The following is a 20,708-nucleotide window of genomic DNA, read 5'->3' on the forward strand; positions in this document are numbered from 1 at the left end:
CCTGGAAATTGAAGGGCCGAAAGGAGAACGGCAGGCCGCCGGGATTGGCGACAGACAGTGAGACGAACGGCCCGAAGATTTCCGGTAACGCGCGAAGGCCCGCCGGCGAAATTTCTTCCAATTTCCGTGCCCGGCGGTGGCTCCCCAAATTCTAGAAGGCACGGTCCAAGGGCTTTTCCCCCTTGCCCCGTTACCGGAAAGTGCCCGCGAACTCGTCTCACCGGGGGCAGAAGAAAAACCAATTCGCGGAAACACAGACCGACATGATTCGAATCCGGAGGCAGCCCCCCACCCTCCTTGCCCTCTTCATCAGACGCCCCCGCCTCGCCCTCATCGCCGCCGCCAGCCTGCTGGCGACGGGGCTGGCCTTCGCCCACGCGCGGGAGTTCGATGTGAAGAGCGGCGAGCTGCGGCCCGCGCTCGACGCCTACATCGCCCAGTCGGGCGTGCAGCTCATCTACAAGATGGAAGACGTCAAGGATCTCTCGACCCGGGGCATCAGGGGAAAGCTCGCCACCGACGCGGCGCTGGACCGCCTGCTCGACGGCACCCGCCTGCGCGTGCGGCGCGGGCAGGACGGCGCGATGGTGCTCATCGCGCCGGCCCGCTCGCCCGCGGCCGCGCGTTCGGAGCCGCCGCCGCGCATGGTCGAGTAATACGATCGACTTCACCCGTCGTGCGCGGGACAACGCCGGCGCCGCTCGGCCCCGCGAGATGCACCGGAATGGCGCGCATTTCTCGCACTTTCTGACACACTAGCTGCGCAACGCGCGAAGGGTGTGTGCCGTGCCCCCTGGCCGGCCCGGCCGGTGGTCCCCGCCGCTTCGCTGCACCGCCCGCACGACGCCCATGAAACTCTTCGCGACCGCGAAACGCCGCATCAGCCTGAACACGCGCCTCAGCGTCGGCGTTGCGGCCGTCGTGCTGGCCACCACCTTCATCATCGCCACGGTGGCGCTGCACCTGGTCAAGAACCGCATGCAGGCCTCGATCGCCAACGAGGAGTTCGCGCGGCTGTCGGCCATCGCGAGCGCGGTGGAGCAGAAGTTCGCGAGCCGGCGCATCCTGCTGAAGACGGTCGCCGAAAGCGTGAGCTCGCACGGCATCACAAGCGCCGCGCCGCTGCAGCCCTTTCTCGAAAAGCACCAGTCCCTGCGGGCGGCGTTCGACAACGTCGCCTTCCTCGACACGGACGGCGAGCTGGTCGCCAACCTGAACGGCGCGCAGCAGATCGGCAAGGTGAACGTGAAGGACCGCGCGTACTTCAAGGACACGGTCGCCGCGCGCACCGGCCTGATCTCGCAGCCCTACCGCAACCGGCTCAACGGCCTGGCGCAGGTCGCCATCACCGAGCCCGTGCTCGATGCGGCCGGCCGGGTGCTGTTCGTGATCTCCGGCTCCATCAACCTGAAGGAGCGCAACATCCTGGGCGAGCTGGCCGACGTGCGCTTCGGCCAGACGGGCTACGTGTTCATCACCACCGCCGACGGCGTCGTGATCGACCACCCGCTGGCCGACCGCGTGCTCAAGCAGGCCAACATGGCCATGGCCGACGACGCGCCCGACCTCGACCGCGCGATCGGCGGCTTCGAAGGCACCATCGAAGGCGTCAACCATGCGGGCGTGCCCGGCCTGTACGCCTTCAAGCGCATCCGCCAGACCGACTGGATCATGGGCTCGATGTACCCGCGCCACGAGGCCTTTGCCCGCATCGACGCCATCGAGCGCAGCGCGTGGATCGGCGCCATCGTGCTGGCGGTGCTGGCCGGCGCGCTCGCGCTGGCCGTGGTGCGCCAGCAGCTGCGCCCGCTCACCGGGCTGCACCGCCACATGCTCGACGCCCACGCGGCGCCCACGCAGGCGGCCGTGGCGCGCACCTACCCGGACGACGAGATCGGCGACCTCTCGCGCACCTTCGACCGGCTCATGCAGCAGCACCAGGCCAGCGAGAAGTTCCTGCGCGACATCACCGACAACCTGCCGGCCATGATCTCGCACGCCGATGCGCAGGGCCGCTACACCTTCGTGAATGCGCGGCTGTGCGAGGAGCTCGGCTACAGCGCCGAAGAACTGGTGGGCCAGCCCGTGCAGAGCATGAGCGGCCTGCACGACGACCCGACGCTGGAGAACAGCCTGCGCCGCGTGCTGTCCGGCGAGGCCGTGTCCTTCGAGCGGCGCGGCGCCGCGCACCGCGACGAGGAAGAGCACTTCTTCCAGACCGACCTCATCCCCGAGCTCGACGCGCAGGGGCAGGTGTGCGGCTACTACGCGATGACCTTCGACATCACGCAGCGCAAGCGCATCGAGCTCGAGCTGGCGCACAGCGAGGCGCAGATCCGCACCATCGCCGACAACATTCCCGCGCTGGTCTCGCACGTCGACGCCACGCTGCACTACACCTTCGTCAACGCCAAGGTGCGCACGCTGCACCGCGGCGACCCGCTGGTCGGCCGGTGGATGCCAGCGGTGCGGGGCGAGGCCGATTTCGCGGTGGTGCGGCCCTACATGGAGCGCGCGCTGGCGGGCGAGACGGTCATCATCGAGAAGGCCGGCGATGTCGCGCTGGGCATCGGCGACCGCACCTTCAAGGCCCACTACATCCCCGACCAGGACGCCGAGGGTATGGTGCACGGCGTGTTCGCGATGACCTTCGACATCACCGACGAAGTGAACATCCGCCGCGCCCTCACGCAGCAGGAAAAGCGCCTGCGCGACGTGACCGACAACATCCCGGCGCTGGTGGCCTACTTCGACCGCGACGAGAACTGCCTGTACGGCAACAGCCGCGCGCGGCGCATGGCGGGCCTGGACGACCGCGCGCCGCTCGAGGGCGTGACGCTGCGCTCGGCCGTGGGCGAGACGGTGTACATGCAACACACGCCCCACCTGCCCACGGTGCTCGCCGGCAAGGCCACGCAGTACGCGGTGCAGGTGCCGGTGAACGACCGCGAGGCGCACTTCCAGGTCAACCTGATCCCCGACAAGGACCTGGCAGGCCGGGTGCCGGGCTTCTACCTCATGACCTTCAACGTCACGGCGCTGAAGGAGGCCGAGCGCAAGCTCATCGAGCTGGCGCGCATGGACGTGCTGACCGGCCTGCCGAACCGGCTGGCCTTCAACGAGCAGTTGCCCGCGGCGATGTCGCGCGTGCGCCGCGCCGAAGGCGGCATGGCGCTGATGTTCCTGGACATCGACCACTTCAAGGCCATCAACGACACCCTCGGCCACTCCACCGGCGACGGCGTGCTGGCCGAATATGCGCGCCGCCTGCGCGCCAGCGTGCGCGAGACCGACACCGTGGTGCGCCTGGCCGGCGACGAGTTCGTGATCGTGCTGGAGAACGTGCACTCGCAGGACGCGGTGGCGGGCGTGGCGCACAAGATCGTCTCGCAGATCGCGGCGCCGGCATTCCCCGTGGAAGGCCGGCGGCTGGACGTCACGACCAGCATCGGCATCGTGTTCGTCGAGACGGTCGATGCCAGCGTCGGCGCCGGCGAACTGCTCGCGCGGGCGGACACGGCGCTCTACGCGGCCAAGTCGCAGGGCCGCAACCGTTTCGCGTTTTACCGTTAGCGTCGGCACACCCGCCGCGCCCCCTCACCCCCACCAGGAGACCCATCCATGGCAGCCACCGAAGTCGTCATGCCCGAACAGCTCGTGCAGGAGCTCGACCTGCAAAGCCGCATGCCGATCGCGCGCATCGGCCAGGCGCTGATGTCGCTGGGCATGATCACGCAGGCGCAACTCGACGCGGCACTCCAGCAGCAGCAGCGCGAGCCCACGGTGCCGCTGGGCGAGACGCTGGTGCGCATGGGCGTCGTGAGCCGCGGCCAGCTGCAGACCGCGCTGGTGCGCAAGATGGGCTACCCGCTGGTGAACCTGCATGTGTTCCCGGCCGCGGCCGACGCGCTGCGCAAGGTGGGCCACGAGGCCGCGCGGCGCCTGCAGGTGATGCCGCTCATGCTGCACGGTGGGCGCCTGGTGGTGGCGCTCGACGACCCGGTCAACCGGCACGCGGTGATCGACGAGGTGGAGTTCATTGCGCAGACGAAGATCATTCCCGTGCTGGGCCAGTGCCTGGACCTGGACGGCGTGCTGCACAAGGCCTACGAGAAGGTCGGCCAGGTGGCGGCCGACCGGCCGGTGATCGACATGAACGACCCGATGCGCCCGCTCGAATTCGACATGACGGGCACCAGCACGCTGCTGAAGACGCTCGAGAAGGAAGAGTCGACCGCCGCGCCCGCCGCCGGCGAGGCGCCCGTCGAGCAGTCGGACAACTCGCTGGTGCGCATGATCAACAGCATGATCCTGGAGGCGCACCGCGAGGGTGCCTCCGACATCCACATCGAGAGCGACCCGGGGCAGGAAAAAACGCGCATCCGTTTTCGTCGCGACGGCCGGCTCTACACCTACCTGGAGCTGCCGCCCAGCTACCGCAACGCGGTGGTCGCGCGCGTGAAGATCATGTGCGACCTGGACATCAGCGAAAAGCGCAAGCCGCAGGACGGCAAGATCAACTTCTCGAAGTACTCGCCGCAGCACCGCATCGAGCTGCGCGTGGCCACCATCCCGACCAACAACGGCCTAGAAGACGTGGTGATGCGCATCCTGGCCTCGGCCAAGCCCATTGCGCTCGATGCGCTGGGCCTGTCCGAGCGCAACCTGGCGCAGCTCTCGCAGGCGGTCGACCGGCCCTACGGCATGGTGCTGTGCGTGGGCCCCACGGGCTCGGGCAAGACCACCACCTTGCACTCGGCGCTCATGCGCATCAACACGCCCGAGCGCAAGATCTGGACCGCCGAGGACCCCATCGAGATCACGCAGCCGGGCCTGCGCCAGGTGCAGGTCAACCCGCGCATCGACTGGACCTTTGCCAAGGCGTTGCGCGCCTTCGTGCGCGCCGACCCCGACGTGATCATGGTCGGCGAAATCCGCGACGCCGAGACCGCGAAGACTGCCATCGAGGCCTCCCTCACCGGCCACCTCGTGCTGTCGACGCTGCACACCAACAGCGCGCCCGAAACCGTGACGCGCCTGCTCGACATGGGCATGGACCCGTTCAACTTCGCCGACTCGCTGCTGGCGGTGCTGGCGCAGCGGCTGGTGCGCTGCCTGTGCCCGCAGTGCGTGCAAAGCCGCCCGGCGACCAGCGAGGCGGTCGAGGAGCTGCTGGCCGACTACATGCACGCCTTCGGCGCGCAGGACACGCCGGCCGCGCGCGACGCCGTGCGCGCCGAGTGGCTGCAGCGCTACGGGCGCGACGGGCACATCCAGACCTACACGAGCACCGGCTGCAAGCACTGCAACGACACCGGCTTCAAGGGCCGCTTGGGCATCCATGAACTCATGGTGATGTCGAAGGGCCTGCGCCGGCTGGTGCAGGGCGGCGCGCGCGCCGAGGAGCTGCAGGACGCCGCGATGCGCGAGGGCATGCGCACGCTGCGTCAGGACGGCATCGAAAAAGTGCTGGCCGGCCGGACCACGCTCGAGGAAGTGCGCGCGACCAGCAACGTCTGACGCGGGAAAAGGCTCAGGCGGCGGCGTCCCACGCCACCGCCGGCAGCGTGGCGATGGCCGGCCGCGCAAACAGGTAGCCCTGAAACAGTTCCACGCCGATCTCGCGCAAGGCGCGCACCTCTTCGGCCGCCTCCACGCCTTCGGCGATCACGCGGATCTGCAGCTCGTCGCAGGTCGCGACGAAGCCCCGCACGATGGTGAGCCGCACCGGGTCGGCATGGATGCCGCGGATCAGGCTCAGGTCGATCTTCACCACGTCGGGCTGGAACGCGGCCAGCAGCTCGAAGCCGGCGTAGGCCGCGCCGAAATCGTCGATGGCCGAGGTGAAGCCGTGGCGCTTGAAGGCACGGAAGGTGTCGGCCAGGCCGTGCAGGTCGCGCACACGCTCGCCCTCGGTGATCTCGAACATCAGCTGGCGCACCGGAAACTTGCAGCGCTTGGCGGCAGCCATGGCGGTGCGGAAGCACTCGGCCTGCCCCGCGACGTCGTTGGGCATGACGTTGAGGCTCAGGCGCGACTTCATGCCCAGGCCCGAGGCGATCTCGATGGCCTTGACGCGGCAGGCTTCGTGGAAGGCGAAACGGTCGACCGGATCGACGCGCCCCAGCACCTCGGCCGCGCCTTCGCCCGACAGGCCGCGCACCAGCGCCTCGTGCGCATAGATCTCGTGCCGGCCCAGGTCCACGATGGGCTGAAAGGCCATGGTGAACCCCGAGGCGAGGCCAGCAGGCGCGGCATCAGCATGTATTTCGGCGATCACGGATCGAAGACCTCGCAGGCAAGGTTGCAATGGCGTCAGGTGGCGCCTCCCAGGGCGTAAATGTAAACGGTTCTATACACCGCACGCACACCCGTCGGCAGACAACCGACCCGTCGCGTGCTGGCATGCGGCCTGCGTCCGCGGGGGTTGTAGGCCGAAATTACTCGTGGGTTTTCCCGTTATCAGAAAAATCTGTAGCCGCTTTGGGACAGTGGATGTATGCCCCCTGTCCCACCGGGGGGAGATTGGTTAGAAAGGGAGCGCCCGCTACCGAAACCGGTGGGTGGATTTTCACTGTCGTTCCTGGGTTTCCAGTCCACCGATGAAAGGTCCCATCCGATGCGCCACCTGCTCCGCCCCGTCCTTCGCACCCTGGCCCGCGCCGTGCTGCCCGTCGGCGCCTTGTTGACATTGGCGCCGTCCGCGCAGGCGGCCGCCGCGACCACGACCTTCCAGGTCACGGCCACGGTGCTCAAGGCCTGCCTGATGAGCACGCCGGCCACGCTGGCGTTCGGACCGTACGACCCGGCGGCGGCCACCGCGCTGGCCGCCACCACCAGCCTCAACGTCACCTGCACCTTCGGCACGGCCTACTCGCTCGGCCTGAGTGCAGGCGGCGGGACGGTGGCGAACCGCCTGATGACCAGCACCTCGGCCGCCGCGGGCAACAACACGCTGAACTATGGCCTGTTCAAGGACAGCGGCCACCTGACCAACTGGGACAACAGCGTCTCGGGCACCGGCTACACCGGCAGCGGGTTGCCCCAGACGCAGACGATCTACGGCCAGATTCCCACAGGGCAGTACGCCGCGGCGCCGGCCACCGACTACGTCGACACGATCACGGTCACGCTGACCTACTGACCGGCTTGACGCTCAGCCTGCACGGCATGCGCCGCACCTTCCTGCTGGGGTCCGCCCTGTGGGCGGGCCTGCTGCTGGCGCCCCTTCCCGCTGCCGCCGCCAGCCTCAGCGTGGCGCCGCTGCGCATCGTGCTCACGCCGCAGCGCCCGGTCGCCTCGCTCACCATGGGCAACGCCGAAGACACCGAGGTCGCGGTGCAGGCCGAGGTGGTGGCGTGGTCGCAGCAGGACGGACGCGATGCCTATGAACCCACGCGCGATGTGCTGGTCAACCCGGCCATCTTCCGCCTGCCGCCGGGCGGGCGGCAGATCGTGCGCCTCGGGCTGCAGGTGCCGGCCGATGCCGCGGAGCGCAGCTACCGCATCTTTCTTCGCCAGCTGCCGCGCGACCAGGCCTTGCCGGCGGACGGCGCCGAGGGCGCGAAGGTGCAGACGCTGCTGCGCATCGGCGTGCCGGTGTTCGTGCCGCCGCTGCAGCCGCGCCGCGCGCTGCAATGGTCGCTGCAGGCCGAGCGCGGCGGACACTACAAGCTGGTGTTCGACAACCAGGGCAGCGAGCACATCCAGGTCACGCAGCTCGTGGTGCGCCGCGAGGACGGCACCGAGCTGCTGCGCAAGAGCCTGTCGCAGTACGCGCTGGCCGGTCAGTCGGCCGGCATCGACATCGAGCTGCCCGCCCTGCCCCCCGACACCCGCCTGCAGATCGAGGCCGCCACCGATGCACCCGAGGCGTCGTCCAGCGCCACCGTGCGCGTGCCCCGTGCGCCTGCCACGCCACGCTAGCCTCTGGGTCTGCTGCGGCTGGCTGGGCTTGCGCGTGGCCTGCGCACAGACGGGGGCCCCCGATGCGGGCGGCGAGGTGCAGCCGGCGATCCTCGACGTGCGCATCAACGGCCTGACCCAGCCGGCGCCGCGCCCGCTGCTGCGGCGCGGTGCGCAGCTGCTGGCGGCGGAATCCGACTTCGCGGCCTGGCGCCTAGTGCGGCCCGCCACCGCGGCGCTGCGGCGCGAGGGCACCGATTACTACGACCTGCGCGCGCTGCCCGGCGCACAGCTGCAGCTCGACGAAGGTGCGCAGAGCGTGGACCTCAGCGTGCCCGCCGAAGCGTTCACGCTGGGCACCATGCAGGCGTACACCGGCGACCGCCCGCCGCTGTCGGCCTCGGCCTTCGGCGCTTTTCTCAACTACGACCTGGCCTTGCAGCACGACCGCGAAGGCACGCGCGCCTCGGGCTACTTCGATGCGGCGGCGTCGGCCGACTGGGGCCTGGTGGGCACGAGCGTCGTCGCCGGGCAGTCCGCGTTCGGCGGGCGCGGCACGACGCGGCTGGACAGCTACTTCCGCCGCGACGACCCCGCGCGGCTCACGCGCCTCACGGTGGGCGATTCGGTCACGCAGGCCTCTGCGTGGTCCACGCCCTTTCGCTTCGGCGGCGTGCAGTTCGGCACGCGCTTCGGGCTGCAGCCCGGTTTCATCAGCTACCCGATGCCCAGCCTGCGCGGCGGTGCGGCCGTGCCGTCGGCGGTGGAGGTGTATGTGAACGACACGCTGCGCTACCAGCGCCGCGTCGACGCCGGCCCGTTCGCGCTCAGCGACGTGCCCGTGCTCACCGGCGCGGGCGAGATGCGCTTTGCCGTCACCGACGCGCTGGGCGTGCAGCGCACCGTGACCACGCCCTACTACGTGAGCTCCAACCTGCTGCGCGCGGGCCTGTCCGACTACTCGCTCGACGCCGGCTGGACGCGCCTGCGCTACGGCGAGCGCAGCTTCGACTACGGCCCGCCCTTCGTCGCCGGCACGTGGCGGTACGGCGTGAACGACAGCGTGACCGTCGAGACACGCGGCGAAGCCAGCGCGCGCAGCCAGACCGCGGGCGCCGGCGTGACCTGGGTCTGGGGCACGCTCGGCGAACTCTCACTGCACGGCGCCGCCAGCCGCAGCAGGGACGGCGACAGCGGCCGCCTCTGGCGCGCCGCCTACACGCGCACCAGCGACGAATGGAATTTCTCGGTGAGCCGCCAGGTGGCCAGCCGCGGCTTCACGCAGATCGCCTGGCACGACAGCCCCGTGCACACCGACGCACAGACCCAACTCTTCGCAGGCCGCTCGCTGGGCCGCTACGGCACGCTGGGTGCGAGCCACACGCGGCTGCGCTACACCACCGGCGAGCACATCGGCGTGACCACCGCCAGCTGGTCGATCGGCCTCGGCGGCAACGCCTGGCTCGGCACCTCGGTGGCCCGCACGCGCCAGGACGGCAAGCCGTCCATCACCTCGGTGAGCGTGAGCCTCACCTTCTCGCTCGGCGAGCGCCGGCACGCCACGCTCTCGGTGCAGCAGCAGAAACCGGGCGGCCATTCGGCCGTGGCCGAGTGGGTGCAGCAGCCGCCCAGCGACGAAGGTTGGGGCTACCGGCTGCGCGCCGCCGACGGCGAGAACGCGCGCAGCGAGGCCGGCGTCGATTGGCGCGGTCGCTACGGCACGCTCGCAGCCGAAGCGGCGCGCGCGCAGGGCCAGACCGCGGTGCGCCTGCGCGCCAGCGGCGCCGTGGGTCTTGCGGGCGGCGTGGGCTTTGCCACGCGCCAGTCGGACGACGCCTTCGCGCTCGTGACCGTGCCCGGCGCCGCGGGCGTGAAGGTCTACCGCGAGAACCAGCCCTGGACCACCACCGACAGCGAAGGCCGCGCCGTCGTCTCGGGCCTGCGCGCCTACGAGCCGAACCACATCAGCATCGACAACGGCGACCTGTCGATCGAGGCCCAGGTGCGCAGCGACGTGCTGCGCGTGGTGCCGCGCTACAAGGGCGTGGCGCAGGCCAGCTTCGACATCGCGCGCGACACGGTGGCGAACGTCACGGTGCTGCTGCCCGACGGCAGCCCGCTGCCACCGGGCATCGACGTGATGCGGTCGGCGCGCGGCACCTCGCTGCTGTCGGGCTTCCATGGCCTCGTGTCGGTCGACGACCCGCAGCCGAACGAGCGCTTCGAGGCGCGATGGAAGAACGGTCATTGCCGCTTCACGCTCGGCGCGCCCGATCGCGCGGCCGGCGCACTGCCTTCGATGGGACCTTACCGATGCGAACCCGTGTCGTCGTCCCCGCGCTGACCGCCGCGTTGGCGCTGGCGGGGCTGCTGGCCCCGGGCGCGTCGCTGGCCGGGTGCACGGGCGTGGGTCTTTTCGGCTGCAGCGCCACCGTCAGCGCGACGACGCTGGCCTTCGGCAACTACGACCCCGCCGCCGCGACGCCCAAGGACAACACCTCGACCGTCACCGTCGCCGGCACGGTCACGGGCGTGGGCATCCTGGTGACGCTGTCGTTCACGATCAGCCTGGACGCGGGCTCGGCCGGCAACATCACCAGCCGGCAGATGGTGGGCCCGGTCGGTGCCACGCCGCTGGGCTACAACCTCTACACCACCAACGCGCGCAGCACCGTCTGGGGCCTCAACAGCGTCAGCGACAGCTACAGCGCGGTAGCGGCCATCGGCGGCACCACCACGCCACGCCCCCACACCGTCTACGGCCGCATTCCGGCCGGCCAGTACGTGGCACCGGGTCCCTACAGCAGCACGATCACGGTGACCGTGACGTACTGAGACAGCAGCACGCTCAGATCGACCGTCCGCCGTCCACCGGCATCTCCACCCCCGTCAGGAAGCGCGCCTGCGGGCTGCCCAGGAACACCGCGACATTCGCCACGTCTTCCGGATCGCACATGCGCCCCAGCGGAATCGTCGAGACGAAGCGCGCGCGGTTGTCGGCCGTGTCGGCCACGCCCATGAAGTCCTGCAGCAGGCCCGTGGCGGCCATCACCGGCGCGATGAGGTTCACGCGGATGCCGTCGGGCGCGAGCTCGACCGCCATCGACTTCGTCATGACCCGCACCGCGCCCTTCGAGCTGTTGTACCAGGTGAGGCCGGGCCGCGGCCGGATGGCGCCGACCGAGCCGACGTTGAGGATCACGCCGCCCCCGTTCGCCTTCATCACCGGCACGACGGCGCGGGCCATGTGATAGATCGACTTCACGTTCACCGAGAACACGCGGTCGAAGGTGGCCTCGTCGACCTCGAGCATCGACTGGTTGCGGTGCGTGGTGCCCGCGTTGTTGATGACGATGTCGGGCCCGCCGAAACGCGCCCTCGCCTGTTCGACCAGCGCCTGCACCTGCTCGAAACGCGTCACGTCGCAGGCCACGGGCATGGCGTTGTCGCCCAGCGCCGAGGCCACCGCCTGCGCGGCCTCCAGGTTGATATCGGCCAGCACGACCTTCGCGCCCGCCGCGACGTACGCGCGGGCGATGGCGGCGCCGAAGCCGCTCCCCGCCCCGGTGACGATCGCCGTCTTCTGGTTCAGCATCGACATGGTGTTGGTTTCCTTATTCGTAGTGATGGACGACGGTCTTGGTGGTGCTCATCTCCTCGAGCGCCAGCAGACCCTTCTCGCGGCCGTAGCCGCTCTTCTTCACGCCGCCGAAGGGCAGCTCGACACCGCCTCCCGCACCGTAGCAGTTGATGAACACCTGCCCGCTCGCCAGCCGCTGCGCCATGCGCGCCTGGCGGTTGCCGTTCTCGGTCCACACGCCGGCCACCAGGCCGTACTCGGTGGCATTGGCCAGCTGCACCGCGTCGTCCTCGTCGTCGAAGGGCATCGCCGCGAGCACGGGGCCGAAGATCTCCTGGCTCGCCAGCCGGTGCGTGCGCGGCACCGGGCCGAAGAGCACGGGCGCGACGAAGAAGCCTTCGGGCGACAGGCCGTCCGCGAGCCGGCCTTCGGCCAGGCGCGGCACGCCTTCGGCCACCGCCTCGCGCACGATGGCCTGCACGCGCGCCTGGTGCCGCGCGTTGATCATCGGCCCGCAGTCCAGGTCCTGCTCCGGGGTGCCGACCTTCAGCGCCGCGAAGTGCGTCGCGATGGTGTCGACGAAGCGGTCGTAGATGCCCTTGTGCACCAGCAGCCGGCTGCCCGCCGAACAGGTCTGGCCGGCGTTCTGCACGATGGCGCGCACGATGACGGGCGCGGCCTTGGCCAGGTCGGCGTCGTCGAACACGATCTGCGGCGACTTGCCGCCCAGCTCCAGCACGCAGGGCACGTGGTGGCGCGCGGTGGCCTGCTGCACCTGCATGCCGACCTCGGGCGAGCCGGTGAAGGTCGCGAAGTCGATGCCCGGGTGCGCCGTGAGCGCGGCGCCGGCCTCGGTGCCCAGGCCGGTGACGATGTTCAGCGCGCCCGGCGGCAGGCCGGCCTCCATCGCCAGCTCGGCAAGCTTGAGGGCGCTCAGGCACGCGTCCTCCGACGGCTTGACCACCGCCGCGTTGCCCATCGCCAGTGCGGGCGCCAGCGTGCGGCCCATCATCTGCGCCGGGTAGTTCCACGGAATGATGTGCGCCGTCACGCCGTGCGGAATGCGCACCACGCTCACGTTGTAGCCGTTCAGGTACGGAATGGTCTGGCCGTGCACCTTGTCGGCCGCGCCGCCGTAGAACTCGAAGTAACGCGCCACCGCCGCCGCGTCGGCGCGCGCCACGGCCATCGGCTTGCCGGTGTCGCGCGCCTCCAGTTGCGCCAGCGCCTCGCCGTTGGCCAGGATGAGCTGCGCCAGGCGCTGCAGGATGCGCCCGCGCTCGGTGGCCGTCATGCGGCCCCAGGCGCCGTCGAGCGCGCGGCGCGCGGCGGCCACCGCCAGGTCCACGTCCTCGGCCCGCCCGCGGGCGAGGGTGCCGAAGGGCTGCGCGCTGCACGGGTCGAGCACCGCCAGGGTCTCGCCCGCGCGCGCATCGACCCAGCGGCCGTCGATCAACATCTGGCGTTTCATCTCAGGCCTGCGCGGTCACGCCGGCGGGCTCGACCTCCTTCATGAAGTTGGGGTCGTTGTAGTGGTACAGGTCGTCCAGGTAGGGCACGAAGAAGTCGTAGAACGAGCGCGTGTCGTAGCGCGCCTGCTCGCCGGGTGCGATGCACTCGGGAATGGGCGCCACGCTGGCGTCGTCGTCCGGGTAGAAGAAGAAGGTCAGCGCATAACGCTTCATCGGCGGGTTGACCACGCGGTGCGGCGTGGCAATGAAGTGGTCATTCGACAGGCGGTTGAGCACCTGCCCGGTGTTGACGATGAGCGCATCCTTCACGTAGCTCACCTTGAGCCATTCCTTGGCCGGCGTCATCACCTGCAGGCCCGGCACCGGCGTCATCGGCAGCAGCGTGAGGAAGCTGCCGTCGGAGTGCGGCGCCAGCGCGTACTGGCCTTCGTCCATGTGCTCCTCGGGGTGGTAGTAGGCGCAGCGCTGGTAGTACTCGGGCGCCTTGAACATCGGATCGAAGTGCTCGGCGCGCAGGCCGAGCGCACGCGCGTAGATGGGCAGCAGCTTCAGCGAGAGCTTTTCCATCGCGCTCTGGTAGGCATGCAGCGCGGCCTTGAAGGCCGGCAGGCTCTCGGGCCACTGGTTCAGTCCGCGGTGGCGCACGTTGGCGCGCACCTTGGGGTCGTCGGCGTCGCGGTTGCGCATGAAGAGCCAGGCGGCGTTGGTGTCCTTCTTGGTGTTGACCGCGATCTTTTCCATGATGGCGGTCGACTTCAGGATCGACGACTTCGGCGGCAGGTAGCCCTGGTGGTGGTAGCCGACGCGGTGACGCAGTTTCTCTTCCATCGACAGCTCGAACAGCTTGGCGGTCTGCGCGAACGACTCGTCGATGAGCGACTGCGGGATGCCGTGGTTCACGATGGCGAAGAAGCCCAGGTTCTCCTGGATCAGCTTCACGTCGGCGGCCAGTTGTTCCAGCGCGCCGGGCTCGCCGGCCAGGTAGGGGCCGACATCGAGCAGCGGCAGCTCCTTCGCGGCCGCGATGGCGGCCTTCACCTTTTCGGACGGTGCGACGGTGGGAGGGATGGCACGGGGGTTGGCTGTCATGGTCTTTTGTCTCCTGTGGTTGGAAAGGGTGGGTGGGCAGGGTCCGGCCGCCTCAACTCCAGTTCTTGCACTTCGATTCCGCCTTCGATGCGAAGGCCTGCTCGCCCGGTATGCGCTGCACCGGCTTGTAGTAGTCCCACGGGCGCCTGGAGTCGGCCGGGCTCTTGATCTCCATGAGCTGCAGGTCGTGCACCATGCGGCCGTCGCCGCGGATGTGGCCGTTGGACGTGTACATGTCGTCGATCTTCAGCGTGCGCAGCTGCGTCATCACCGGGTCGGAGCTGTCGGTGCCGGCGGCGCCCACGGCCTTCAGGTACTGCAGCGCGGCCGAGTAGCTGGCGGCCTGCATGCTGGTGGGCATCTTCTTCATCTTGTCGAAGAAGCGGGCCGACCACTTGCGCGAGCGCTCGTCGGTGTCCCAGTACCAGGCCTCGGTCAGGTTGATGCCGCTGGTGAGCTTCAGGCCGAGCGCATGCACGTCGGTGATGAAGAGCATGAGGCCGGCGATCTTCATCGACTTGGTGACGCCGAACTGCTGCGCGGCCTTGATGGCGCCGATGGTGTCGCCGCCGCCGTTGGCCAGGCCCAGCACCTGCGCCTTCGAGGCCTGCGCCTGCAGCAGGAACGACGAGAAATCGGTGGCCGACAGCGGATGCCGCACGCTGCCGACGACCTTGCCGCCGTTGGCCAGCACGACCTGCGTGGTCTCTTTCTCGAGCGAGTCGCCGAAGGCGTAGTCCACCGTCAGGAAGTACCAGCTCTTGCCGCCCTGGCGCGTCATGGCGGCGCCGGTGCCGCGCGCCAGCGCCACGGTGTCGTACAGGTAGTGCACGGTGTAGGGCGAGCACTCTTCGTTGGTGAGTTGCGCGGCCACGCCGCCGGTCACCATCACGACCTTCTTCTTCTCGGCCGCGATCTTCGCAATGGCCAGGCTGGTGCCCGAGCTGGGCCCGCTGATGATCATGTCCACGCCCTGCGTGTCGAACCACTCGCGCGCCTTGGTGGCGGCGATGTCGGGCTTGGCCGAGTGGTTGGCGGTGATCACCTCGATCTTCTTGCCGTTCACGGTGCCGCCCGCATCGGCGACAGCCATCTTCACGGCCTCCACGAGGCCCGCGCCGCCCATGTCGGAATACAGGCCGCTCATGTCGGCCATCACGCCGATGCGCACGACGTCGTCGCTGCCCTGCGCAAAGGCCGGTGCGGCCACGGCAGCCAGCACGGCCGCCGCGATGCGCCGGCGCAAGGGCGGTGTCCTTGGAATCTCTTTTGTTTTCGTCGCATGCTTTTGCATTTTTTGTCTCCTTCTTCTGTCGTAGGTTTCGAACGCTATCGGTCCGCTGCGTGGCTCCCATCGCTTGCGCGCTGCGCCGACTGGTGGCGCAGCAGCTGCAACATCTGCGGCCGCACCGGCCCCGGCATGCGGGCCGCCACGGCCTCGCAGTGCGCCCAGAGCGCGGGTGCGACGGGGGCGCGCAGCCGAACGGCGTCGAGCAGCCGCTGGATCGCCAGCCGGTCGTGCCGCATGGCCACGCTGCGCTCCAGCAAGGCGAGCGCCGCCGCACCGGCGTCCTGCGCCTGCTGCGGCGAGGCGTGCGCTTCGCCGCCGGCGCGCAACGACTTCTTGAGCGTGCGGATGGCGTCGCGCTTCATGCGCCCTCCTGCGCATGCGGCAACGCGGCCACGGCCCGCACCAGCTGCTCGGCGATGGGCCTGTCGAAGAAGGCGCCGTCCTGGCGCGCGATGAACTGCCCGATGCGCAGCTCCAGCAGGCGACGCAGCCGGTAGCGCGCGCGCCGTGCGCGGGCCATCGCGCGCACCTCGGGCGCCTGCGCGTGCCAGGCCTGGTGGCGGTCGATGGTGTCCGACAGCGCCTGCAGCGATGCGGGGTCGCCGGCCGCGCTCAGCAGGATGGGCGGCACCCAGTCGCCCGGGGCGTGGCGCGCCATCGTGGCGATGCGGCGGATGTCGGTCGCCATGCGCTGCGCGCCCGGCAGGTCTGCCTTGTGGACCACGAAGATGTCGGCCATTTCCATGATGCCGGCCTTCATGGCCTGCACGATGTCGCCGCTGTCGGGCAGCAGCACCAGCACCATCGTGTCGACCTGCGCGCGCACGGCGTGCTCGGCCTGGCCCACGCCGACGGTTTCGAGCAGCACCTCGTCGAAACCGAAGCGGTCCATCAGTTCCAGCATCTCGGGCAGGTTGTCGGCCAGCCCGTCGCCGGTGCGGCGCGAGCCGAGCGAACGGATGTACAGCTGCGCATTGCCCGCAAGCTCGTCCATGCGCACGCGGTCGCCGAGGATGGCGCCACCGCTCTTCGGGCTGCTCGGGTCCACGGCCAGCACGCCCAGGCGCCCGCGCGGCGCGCGCAGCTGCGCCAGGTGGCCGACCAGCGTGCTCTTGCCCGCGCCCGGCGCGCCGGTGATGCCGACACGCCGCGCCGCATGCGACGGCGGATCGCGCAGCGGCTCGCGTGCCAGCGCCATCGGGTCGGAGTTGGCCAGCCGCGTGAGTTCGCGGCTCAAGGCCCACCGATCGAGCGGCGCCGCATCCATGCTCATGCCGCCACCTTGCCCAGCACCTCGTCCGCATGCTCGTTGAGCAGCGGCGGCAGGCCGTAGCGCGGCGTGAAGCCGTCGAAGCGCACCGGGCTGGCCACGGCCTGCAGCGGCAGGCTGCCGTCGCCCAACGACACGACCAGCCGCCGCGCGGTGGCGATGTCGCCGCACAACGCGTCGTTGAGCGTGCCGACCTCGGCCGCCACCACGCCCAGCGGCACCAGCCGCCGCACCCACTCGGCCGCCGGCGCGCCGCGCAGCAGCTGCGCGATGGCGGCGATGACCTCGGTGCGGTGCGCGCGCCGGCCGGCCATGGTGCAAAAGCGCGCGTCGGTGGTCCATTCGGAATGCCCGACCTCGTCGCAGAAGATCTTCCAGAACTTGTCGTGCGTGATGAAGAGCGTGAGCCAGCCGTCGGCGGTCGGGAAGATCTGCGCCGGCACCACGTAGGGGTGCGACGAATCGGCCTGGCGCGCCATGGTCTCTCCCGCGTTGAGCACGGCGCCGGCCAGGTAATTGAGCTGCGAGAGCATCACGTCGTACATCGCGACGTCGACCTGCCCGCCCTTGCCCTGCACGATCTTGGCCAGCAGGCCGATGGCGGCCACCAGCCCCGCCGAGTTGTCGACGGCCGAGTAGCCGGCCTTGGTGGGCGGTGCGTCGGGGTCGCCGGTGAGCGCCATCACGCCGGTCAGCGCCTGGATCACGTAGTCGTAGGCGGGGCTGTCGGCGTGCGGGCCGTCCAGGCCGTAGCCGGTGAGCGCCACGCAGACGATGCGCTCGTTCCACTGCCGCATGGCGTCGTAGGTGAGGCCGAGCTTGCGGATCGCCGAGGGCCGCAGGTTGGTGACCACCGCGTGCGAGGTCTCGGCGATGCGGCCCAGCGCCTCCTGCCCTTCGGTGCTGGCGAGGTCGAGCACCACGCTCTTCTTGCTGCGGTTGAGGCTGGCGAAGTAGGCGTTGTGCGGGCCGATGAAGTGCGGGCTGACGCTGCGCGCGATGTCGCCCTCGGGCGTCTCGATCTTGATGACCTCGGCGCCCATGTCGGCCAGCATCAGGCCGCAGTACGGCCCGGCCAGCATGTGGCCGACCTCGATGATGCGGATGCCGTCGAGCGGCCCAACCGCGCTCACAGGAGTACCTCCGTGCTTCGCACTGCGGTGCGGGCTTGCTTGGGGCGGCCCGGCGCGGCGCTCATGCCAGACACTCCGCCAGCGAAGCCACCACCTGCTCCAGCGGCATGTCCGCCGTGAAGACCGCACTCACGCCGAGTGCGCGCAGGTGGGCATGGTCTTCCGCCGGGATGGTGCCGCCGACGAACACCTTCACGTCGTGCGCCTTCAGTTCGCGCAGCTGCGCGATCACGTCCGACACCAGCTCCTTGTGGCTGCCCGACAGGATGCTCAGGCCGACCGCGTCGACGCCTTCGTCGACCGCCACCTGCGCAATCTGCAGCGGGCTGCGGCGCAGGCCGGTGTAGATCACCTCGGCGCCGGCGTTGCGCAGGGTCAGGGCGATGATCTTGGCGCCGATGTCGTGGCCGTCGAGGCCGGGCTTGCCGATCAGGATGCGCCGGGCCGCGAGCGCGGCGGTGCCTGGTTGCTGCGTGCTCATAGGTTCACCGGCTCCTTGAATTCGCCCCACTGGGCTTTGAGACAGGCCACCATCTCGCCGACGGTGGCGTAGGCGTGGCAGCACTCCACGAGGTAGGGCATGACGTTCTCGCGGTCCTTGGCCGACGCGGCCGACAGCCGCGCGAGCGAGCGCGCCACGGCCGCGTTGTCGCGCGTGTCGAGCGTGCGCTGGAACTTCTCCAGCGCGCGCTGCGCCACGGTCGGGTCGAGCGTGAAGACCTCGCCGACCTTGACCTCTTCGTTCTCTTTCCTGAAGTGGTTCTGCCCCACCACCACGGTGCGCCCGGCGTCGTTGTCGAGCTTGCGCTCCAGGCCGCGCTCGGCCAGCCGCATCTGGATCCAGCCTTCCTCGATGGCGCGCACCACGCCGCCGTAGGCATCGATCTCGTCCATCACGCGCACGATCTGCTCTTCGATGCGGTCGGTGTGCTGCTCCAGGAAATAACTGCCGCCCAGCGGATCGACGGTGCGGCCGATGCCGCTTTCGTAGGCCAGGATCTGCTGCGTGCGCACCGCCAGCTCGGCCGAGAACTCGGTCGGGATCTGGAAGGCCTCGTCGAAGGCGCAGGTGAAGATCGACTGCGCGCCGCCGAACACCGCGGCCATGGTTTCCACCGCGACGCGCACCACGTTGTTGTAGGGCTGCGGCGCCACCAGCGACGAGCCGCCGCACACCACGCCGAAGCGGAAGTGCTGGGCCTTCGGGTCCTGCACGCCGTAGCGCTCCTTCATGAGGCGTGCCCACAGCCGGCGGCCGGCGCGGAACTTCGCGATCTCGTCGAAGAAGTCCATGTGCACATAGAAGAAGAACGACAGCCGCTTGGCGAACTTCTCGACGTCGCCGCCGCGCGCGCGCAGCTCGTCCACATAGGCCAGGCCGTTGGCCAGCGTGTAGGCCATTTCCTCCGCGGCGGTGGCGCCCGCGTCGCGCACGTGCGCCCCGGCGATGCTGATCGGGTTGAAGCGCGGCGAGACCTCGTTCGAGTACAGGATGGTGTCGGCAATGAGCCGCATCGACGGGCGCACCGGAAAGATCCAGGTGCCGCGCGCCACGTACTCCTTGAGGATGTCGTTCTGGATGGTGCCGGTGAGCTGGTCGCGCCGCACGCCCTGCTTGTCGGCCACGGCCAGGTACATCGCATAGATGATCGCGGCCGTGCCGTTGATGGTGAACGAGGTCGAGATGCGCGACAGGTCGAGGTCCTTGAACAGGATCTCCGCCTCGCTGAGGTTCGACAGCGACACACCGACCTTGCCGATCTCGGGGCGCGCCATCGGGTGCGTGGGATCGAGCCCGCACTGGGTCGGCAGGTCCAGTGCCACCGAAAGCCCCGTCTGGCCCTTGGCCAGCAGGAACTTGTAGCGCTCGTTCGATTCCTCGGCGGTGCCGAAGCCGGAGTACTGGCGGATGGTCCACAGCCGGCCCTGGTAGCCGTCGGGGAAGATGCCGCGCGTGAAAGGGGAGGCACCCGGCTCGCCGATGCGCTCGGGCCGCACGGCGTCGGCACCAACGCTGGCGGGCACCTCGATGCCGGTCGGGCTCGTGGGGTACAGGCGCGGCTCGTTGGCGGCGCTGGGCATGAGGTCGTCGCGCTTCATCGGGCGGCCTTGGCAAGGAAGCGGTCGGAGGCCTGCCAGTGGTCGTCGTGCAGCCAGGTGGCCAGCACCTGCGCATGCTCGACCTCGCGGCGCGCGCCGTACGAGGCGCCCTCGCGCCACGCGATGAGCTGCGCCTTCATGCCGCGCAGCACCTGCGGCGGGTGCGCGCGCAGCGGCGCAAGGAACGCGCGCAGGTCTTCGCCGTCGGCGCCGTCTGCAATCGACGCATCGGCCAGGCCCCACTGCAGGGCCTGCGCCGCGTCGACCATTTCGCAGCGACCCATCATGCGCAGCGCGCGCGCACCGCCCACCAACCGGCACAGGTCAGGGCCACCGCCCCAGGCGGTGCTGATCGCGAGCTTGGCCTGGATGAAACCGATGCGCGCGTGCGCGGCCTGCAGGCGCATGTCGCAGGCCAGTGCCAGTTCGGCCCCACCGCCGATGGCGTCGCCGTTGAGGTACGCCAGCACCGGCACCGGGCAGCGGCGCACGGCGTCGAGCGCGCCGCGCGAGCGCTCGACCATCGCGTGGGTGGCGGCCTCGTCGCGCACGTCCGAGAGCTCGACCAGGTCGCCGCCCGCGGCGAAGAAGCGCTCGCCGGCGCCGCGAAGAATGACGAGCCGGGTGTCGGGCCGGGCCCCGTGCGCGGCGACCGCCTGGGCCAGCGCCGTGAGCACGCGGCCCGCGAGGGCGTTGTGCTTGGCGGCGCGGTCGATGGTGATCCACACCACGCCGTCGGCGTGTGCGTCCACTGTGATGTCCTGGCTGGCTTGCTGCACCTTGGTATGTCTCCGTCGAACTGTCGTAGGCCCATCGTAGGAACCGACTTATTCGGGAACAAGAACCTATGTTCAGCATTACGAACGAA

Annotated in this window: 18 protein-coding genes; 7 read left to right on the plus strand and 11 right to left on the minus strand. The window is 69.9% G+C overall.

Going from position 1 to position 20,708, the window contains the following annotated elements:
• Positions 1 to 263 precede the first annotated feature (263 nt).
• The 3 genes from AC07OH_RS20730 to AC07OH_RS20740 all read left to right on the plus strand — a co-directional run bounded on the left by AC07OH_RS20730 (position 264) and on the right by AC07OH_RS20740 (position 5,520).
• Entirely contained in the window at positions 264 to 656 is a 393-nt protein-coding gene (locus tag AC07OH_RS20730) for an STN domain-containing protein (protein WP_495301954.1), read from the plus strand.
• Positions 657 to 849: 193 nt separating this feature from the next.
• Positions 850 to 3,573, plus strand: a complete 2,724-nt coding sequence (locus tag AC07OH_RS20735) for a sensor domain-containing diguanylate cyclase (protein ID WP_495301955.1) — start codon at positions 850 to 852, stop codon at positions 3,571 to 3,573.
• Between the two features lie 48 nt (positions 3,574 to 3,621).
• The gene (locus AC07OH_RS20740) at positions 3,622 to 5,520 is read left to right on the plus strand and encodes a GspE/PulE family protein (RefSeq protein ID WP_495301956.1); all 1,899 of its coding nucleotides are present in this window, start codon (positions 3,622 to 3,624) and stop codon (positions 5,518 to 5,520) included.
• Between the two features lie 13 nt (positions 5,521 to 5,533).
• Here the strand turns inward: AC07OH_RS20740 and AC07OH_RS20745 are convergent, their stop codons facing one another.
• Positions 5,534 to 6,223, minus strand: a complete 690-nt coding sequence (locus tag AC07OH_RS20745; protein WP_495301957.1) for an EAL domain-containing protein — start codon at positions 6,221 to 6,223, stop codon at positions 5,534 to 5,536.
• 396 nt (positions 6,224 to 6,619) lie between these two features.
• On the opposite strand from AC07OH_RS20745, the gene AC07OH_RS20750 reads away from it, so the two are divergent.
• The 4 genes from AC07OH_RS20750 to AC07OH_RS20765 are packed head-to-tail and all read left to right on the plus strand — an operon-like array spanning position 6,620 to position 10,740.
• Positions 6,620 to 7,144 (plus strand): Csu type fimbrial protein, encoded by a 525-nt coding sequence (locus tag AC07OH_RS20750; RefSeq protein ID WP_495301958.1) that lies wholly within the window; start codon positions 6,620 to 6,622, stop codon positions 7,142 to 7,144.
• A 5-nt stretch (positions 7,145 to 7,149) separates the two neighbouring features.
• The gene (locus tag AC07OH_RS20755; protein ID WP_495301959.1) at positions 7,150 to 7,926 is read left to right on the plus strand and encodes a fimbrial biogenesis chaperone; all 777 of its coding nucleotides are present in this window, start codon (positions 7,150 to 7,152) and stop codon (positions 7,924 to 7,926) included.
• Positions 7,904 to 10,249 (plus strand): fimbria/pilus outer membrane usher protein, encoded by a 2,346-nt coding sequence (locus AC07OH_RS20760; protein ID WP_495301960.1) that lies wholly within the window; start codon positions 7,904 to 7,906, stop codon positions 10,247 to 10,249. Before AC07OH_RS20755 ends, AC07OH_RS20760 begins: the two co-directional genes overlap by 23 nt.
• Positions 10,219 to 10,740 (plus strand): Csu type fimbrial protein, encoded by a 522-nt coding sequence (locus AC07OH_RS20765; RefSeq protein WP_495301961.1) that lies wholly within the window; start codon positions 10,219 to 10,221, stop codon positions 10,738 to 10,740. The genes AC07OH_RS20760 and AC07OH_RS20765 overlap by 31 nt, the downstream gene beginning before the upstream one ends.
• A 13-nt stretch (positions 10,741 to 10,753) precedes the next feature.
• Here AC07OH_RS20765 and AC07OH_RS20770 read toward each other — a convergent pair whose 3' ends face one another.
• From AC07OH_RS20770 to AC07OH_RS20815, 10 genes are all read right to left on the minus strand, one after another.
• A complete protein-coding gene (locus tag AC07OH_RS20770) occupies positions 10,754 to 11,506 on the minus strand; it encodes an SDR family oxidoreductase (RefSeq protein WP_369645956.1) in 753 nt (250 codons plus the stop codon).
• 13 nt (positions 11,507 to 11,519) lie between these two features.
• Complete coding sequence (locus AC07OH_RS20775; RefSeq protein ID WP_495301962.1) at positions 11,520 to 12,956, minus strand: aldehyde dehydrogenase family protein; 1,437 nt, start codon at positions 12,954 to 12,956, stop codon at positions 11,520 to 11,522.
• 1 nt (position 12,957) lies between these two features.
• Positions 12,958 to 14,046 carry an isopenicillin N synthase family dioxygenase gene (locus AC07OH_RS20780; protein WP_369645954.1) on the minus strand — a complete coding sequence of 363 codons (1,089 nt, stop codon included), beginning with the start codon at positions 14,044 to 14,046 and terminating at the stop codon, positions 12,958 to 12,960.
• 52 nt (positions 14,047 to 14,098) lie between these two features.
• Positions 14,099 to 15,292, minus strand: a complete 1,194-nt coding sequence (locus tag AC07OH_RS20785; protein ID WP_495301963.1) for an ABC transporter substrate-binding protein — start codon at positions 15,290 to 15,292, stop codon at positions 14,099 to 14,101.
• A gap of 83 nt (positions 15,293 to 15,375) precedes the next feature.
• Positions 15,376 to 15,699 carry a hypothetical protein gene (locus AC07OH_RS20790; RefSeq protein WP_495301964.1) on the minus strand — a complete coding sequence of 108 codons (324 nt, stop codon included), beginning with the start codon at positions 15,697 to 15,699 and terminating at the stop codon, positions 15,376 to 15,378.
• A complete protein-coding gene (locus AC07OH_RS20795; RefSeq protein ID WP_495301965.1) occupies positions 15,696 to 16,610 on the minus strand; it encodes an ArgK/MeaB family GTPase in 915 nt (304 codons plus the stop codon). Before AC07OH_RS20795 ends, AC07OH_RS20790 begins: the two co-directional genes overlap by 4 nt.
• Entirely contained in the window at positions 16,607 to 17,740 is a 1,134-nt protein-coding gene (locus tag AC07OH_RS20800; RefSeq protein WP_369645950.1) for a CaiB/BaiF CoA transferase family protein, read from the minus strand. The genes AC07OH_RS20795 and AC07OH_RS20800 overlap by 4 nt, the downstream gene beginning before the upstream one ends.
• 61 nt (positions 17,741 to 17,801) lie before the next feature.
• Positions 17,802 to 18,221, minus strand: a complete 420-nt coding sequence (locus AC07OH_RS20805) for a cobalamin B12-binding domain-containing protein (RefSeq protein ID WP_369645949.1) — start codon at positions 18,219 to 18,221, stop codon at positions 17,802 to 17,804.
• Complete coding sequence (locus tag AC07OH_RS20810; protein WP_495301966.1) at positions 18,218 to 19,840, minus strand: acyl-CoA mutase large subunit family protein; 1,623 nt, start codon at positions 19,838 to 19,840, stop codon at positions 18,218 to 18,220. The genes AC07OH_RS20805 and AC07OH_RS20810 overlap by 4 nt, the downstream gene beginning before the upstream one ends.
• The gene (locus AC07OH_RS20815) at positions 19,837 to 20,592 is read right to left on the minus strand and encodes an enoyl-CoA hydratase/isomerase family protein (RefSeq protein WP_495301967.1); all 756 of its coding nucleotides are present in this window, start codon (positions 20,590 to 20,592) and stop codon (positions 19,837 to 19,839) included. The genes AC07OH_RS20810 and AC07OH_RS20815 overlap by 4 nt, the downstream gene beginning before the upstream one ends.
• Between the last annotated feature and the right edge of the window lie 116 nt (positions 20,593 to 20,708).

The organism is Variovorax sp. GW821-FHT10C12 (assembly GCF_059415405.1).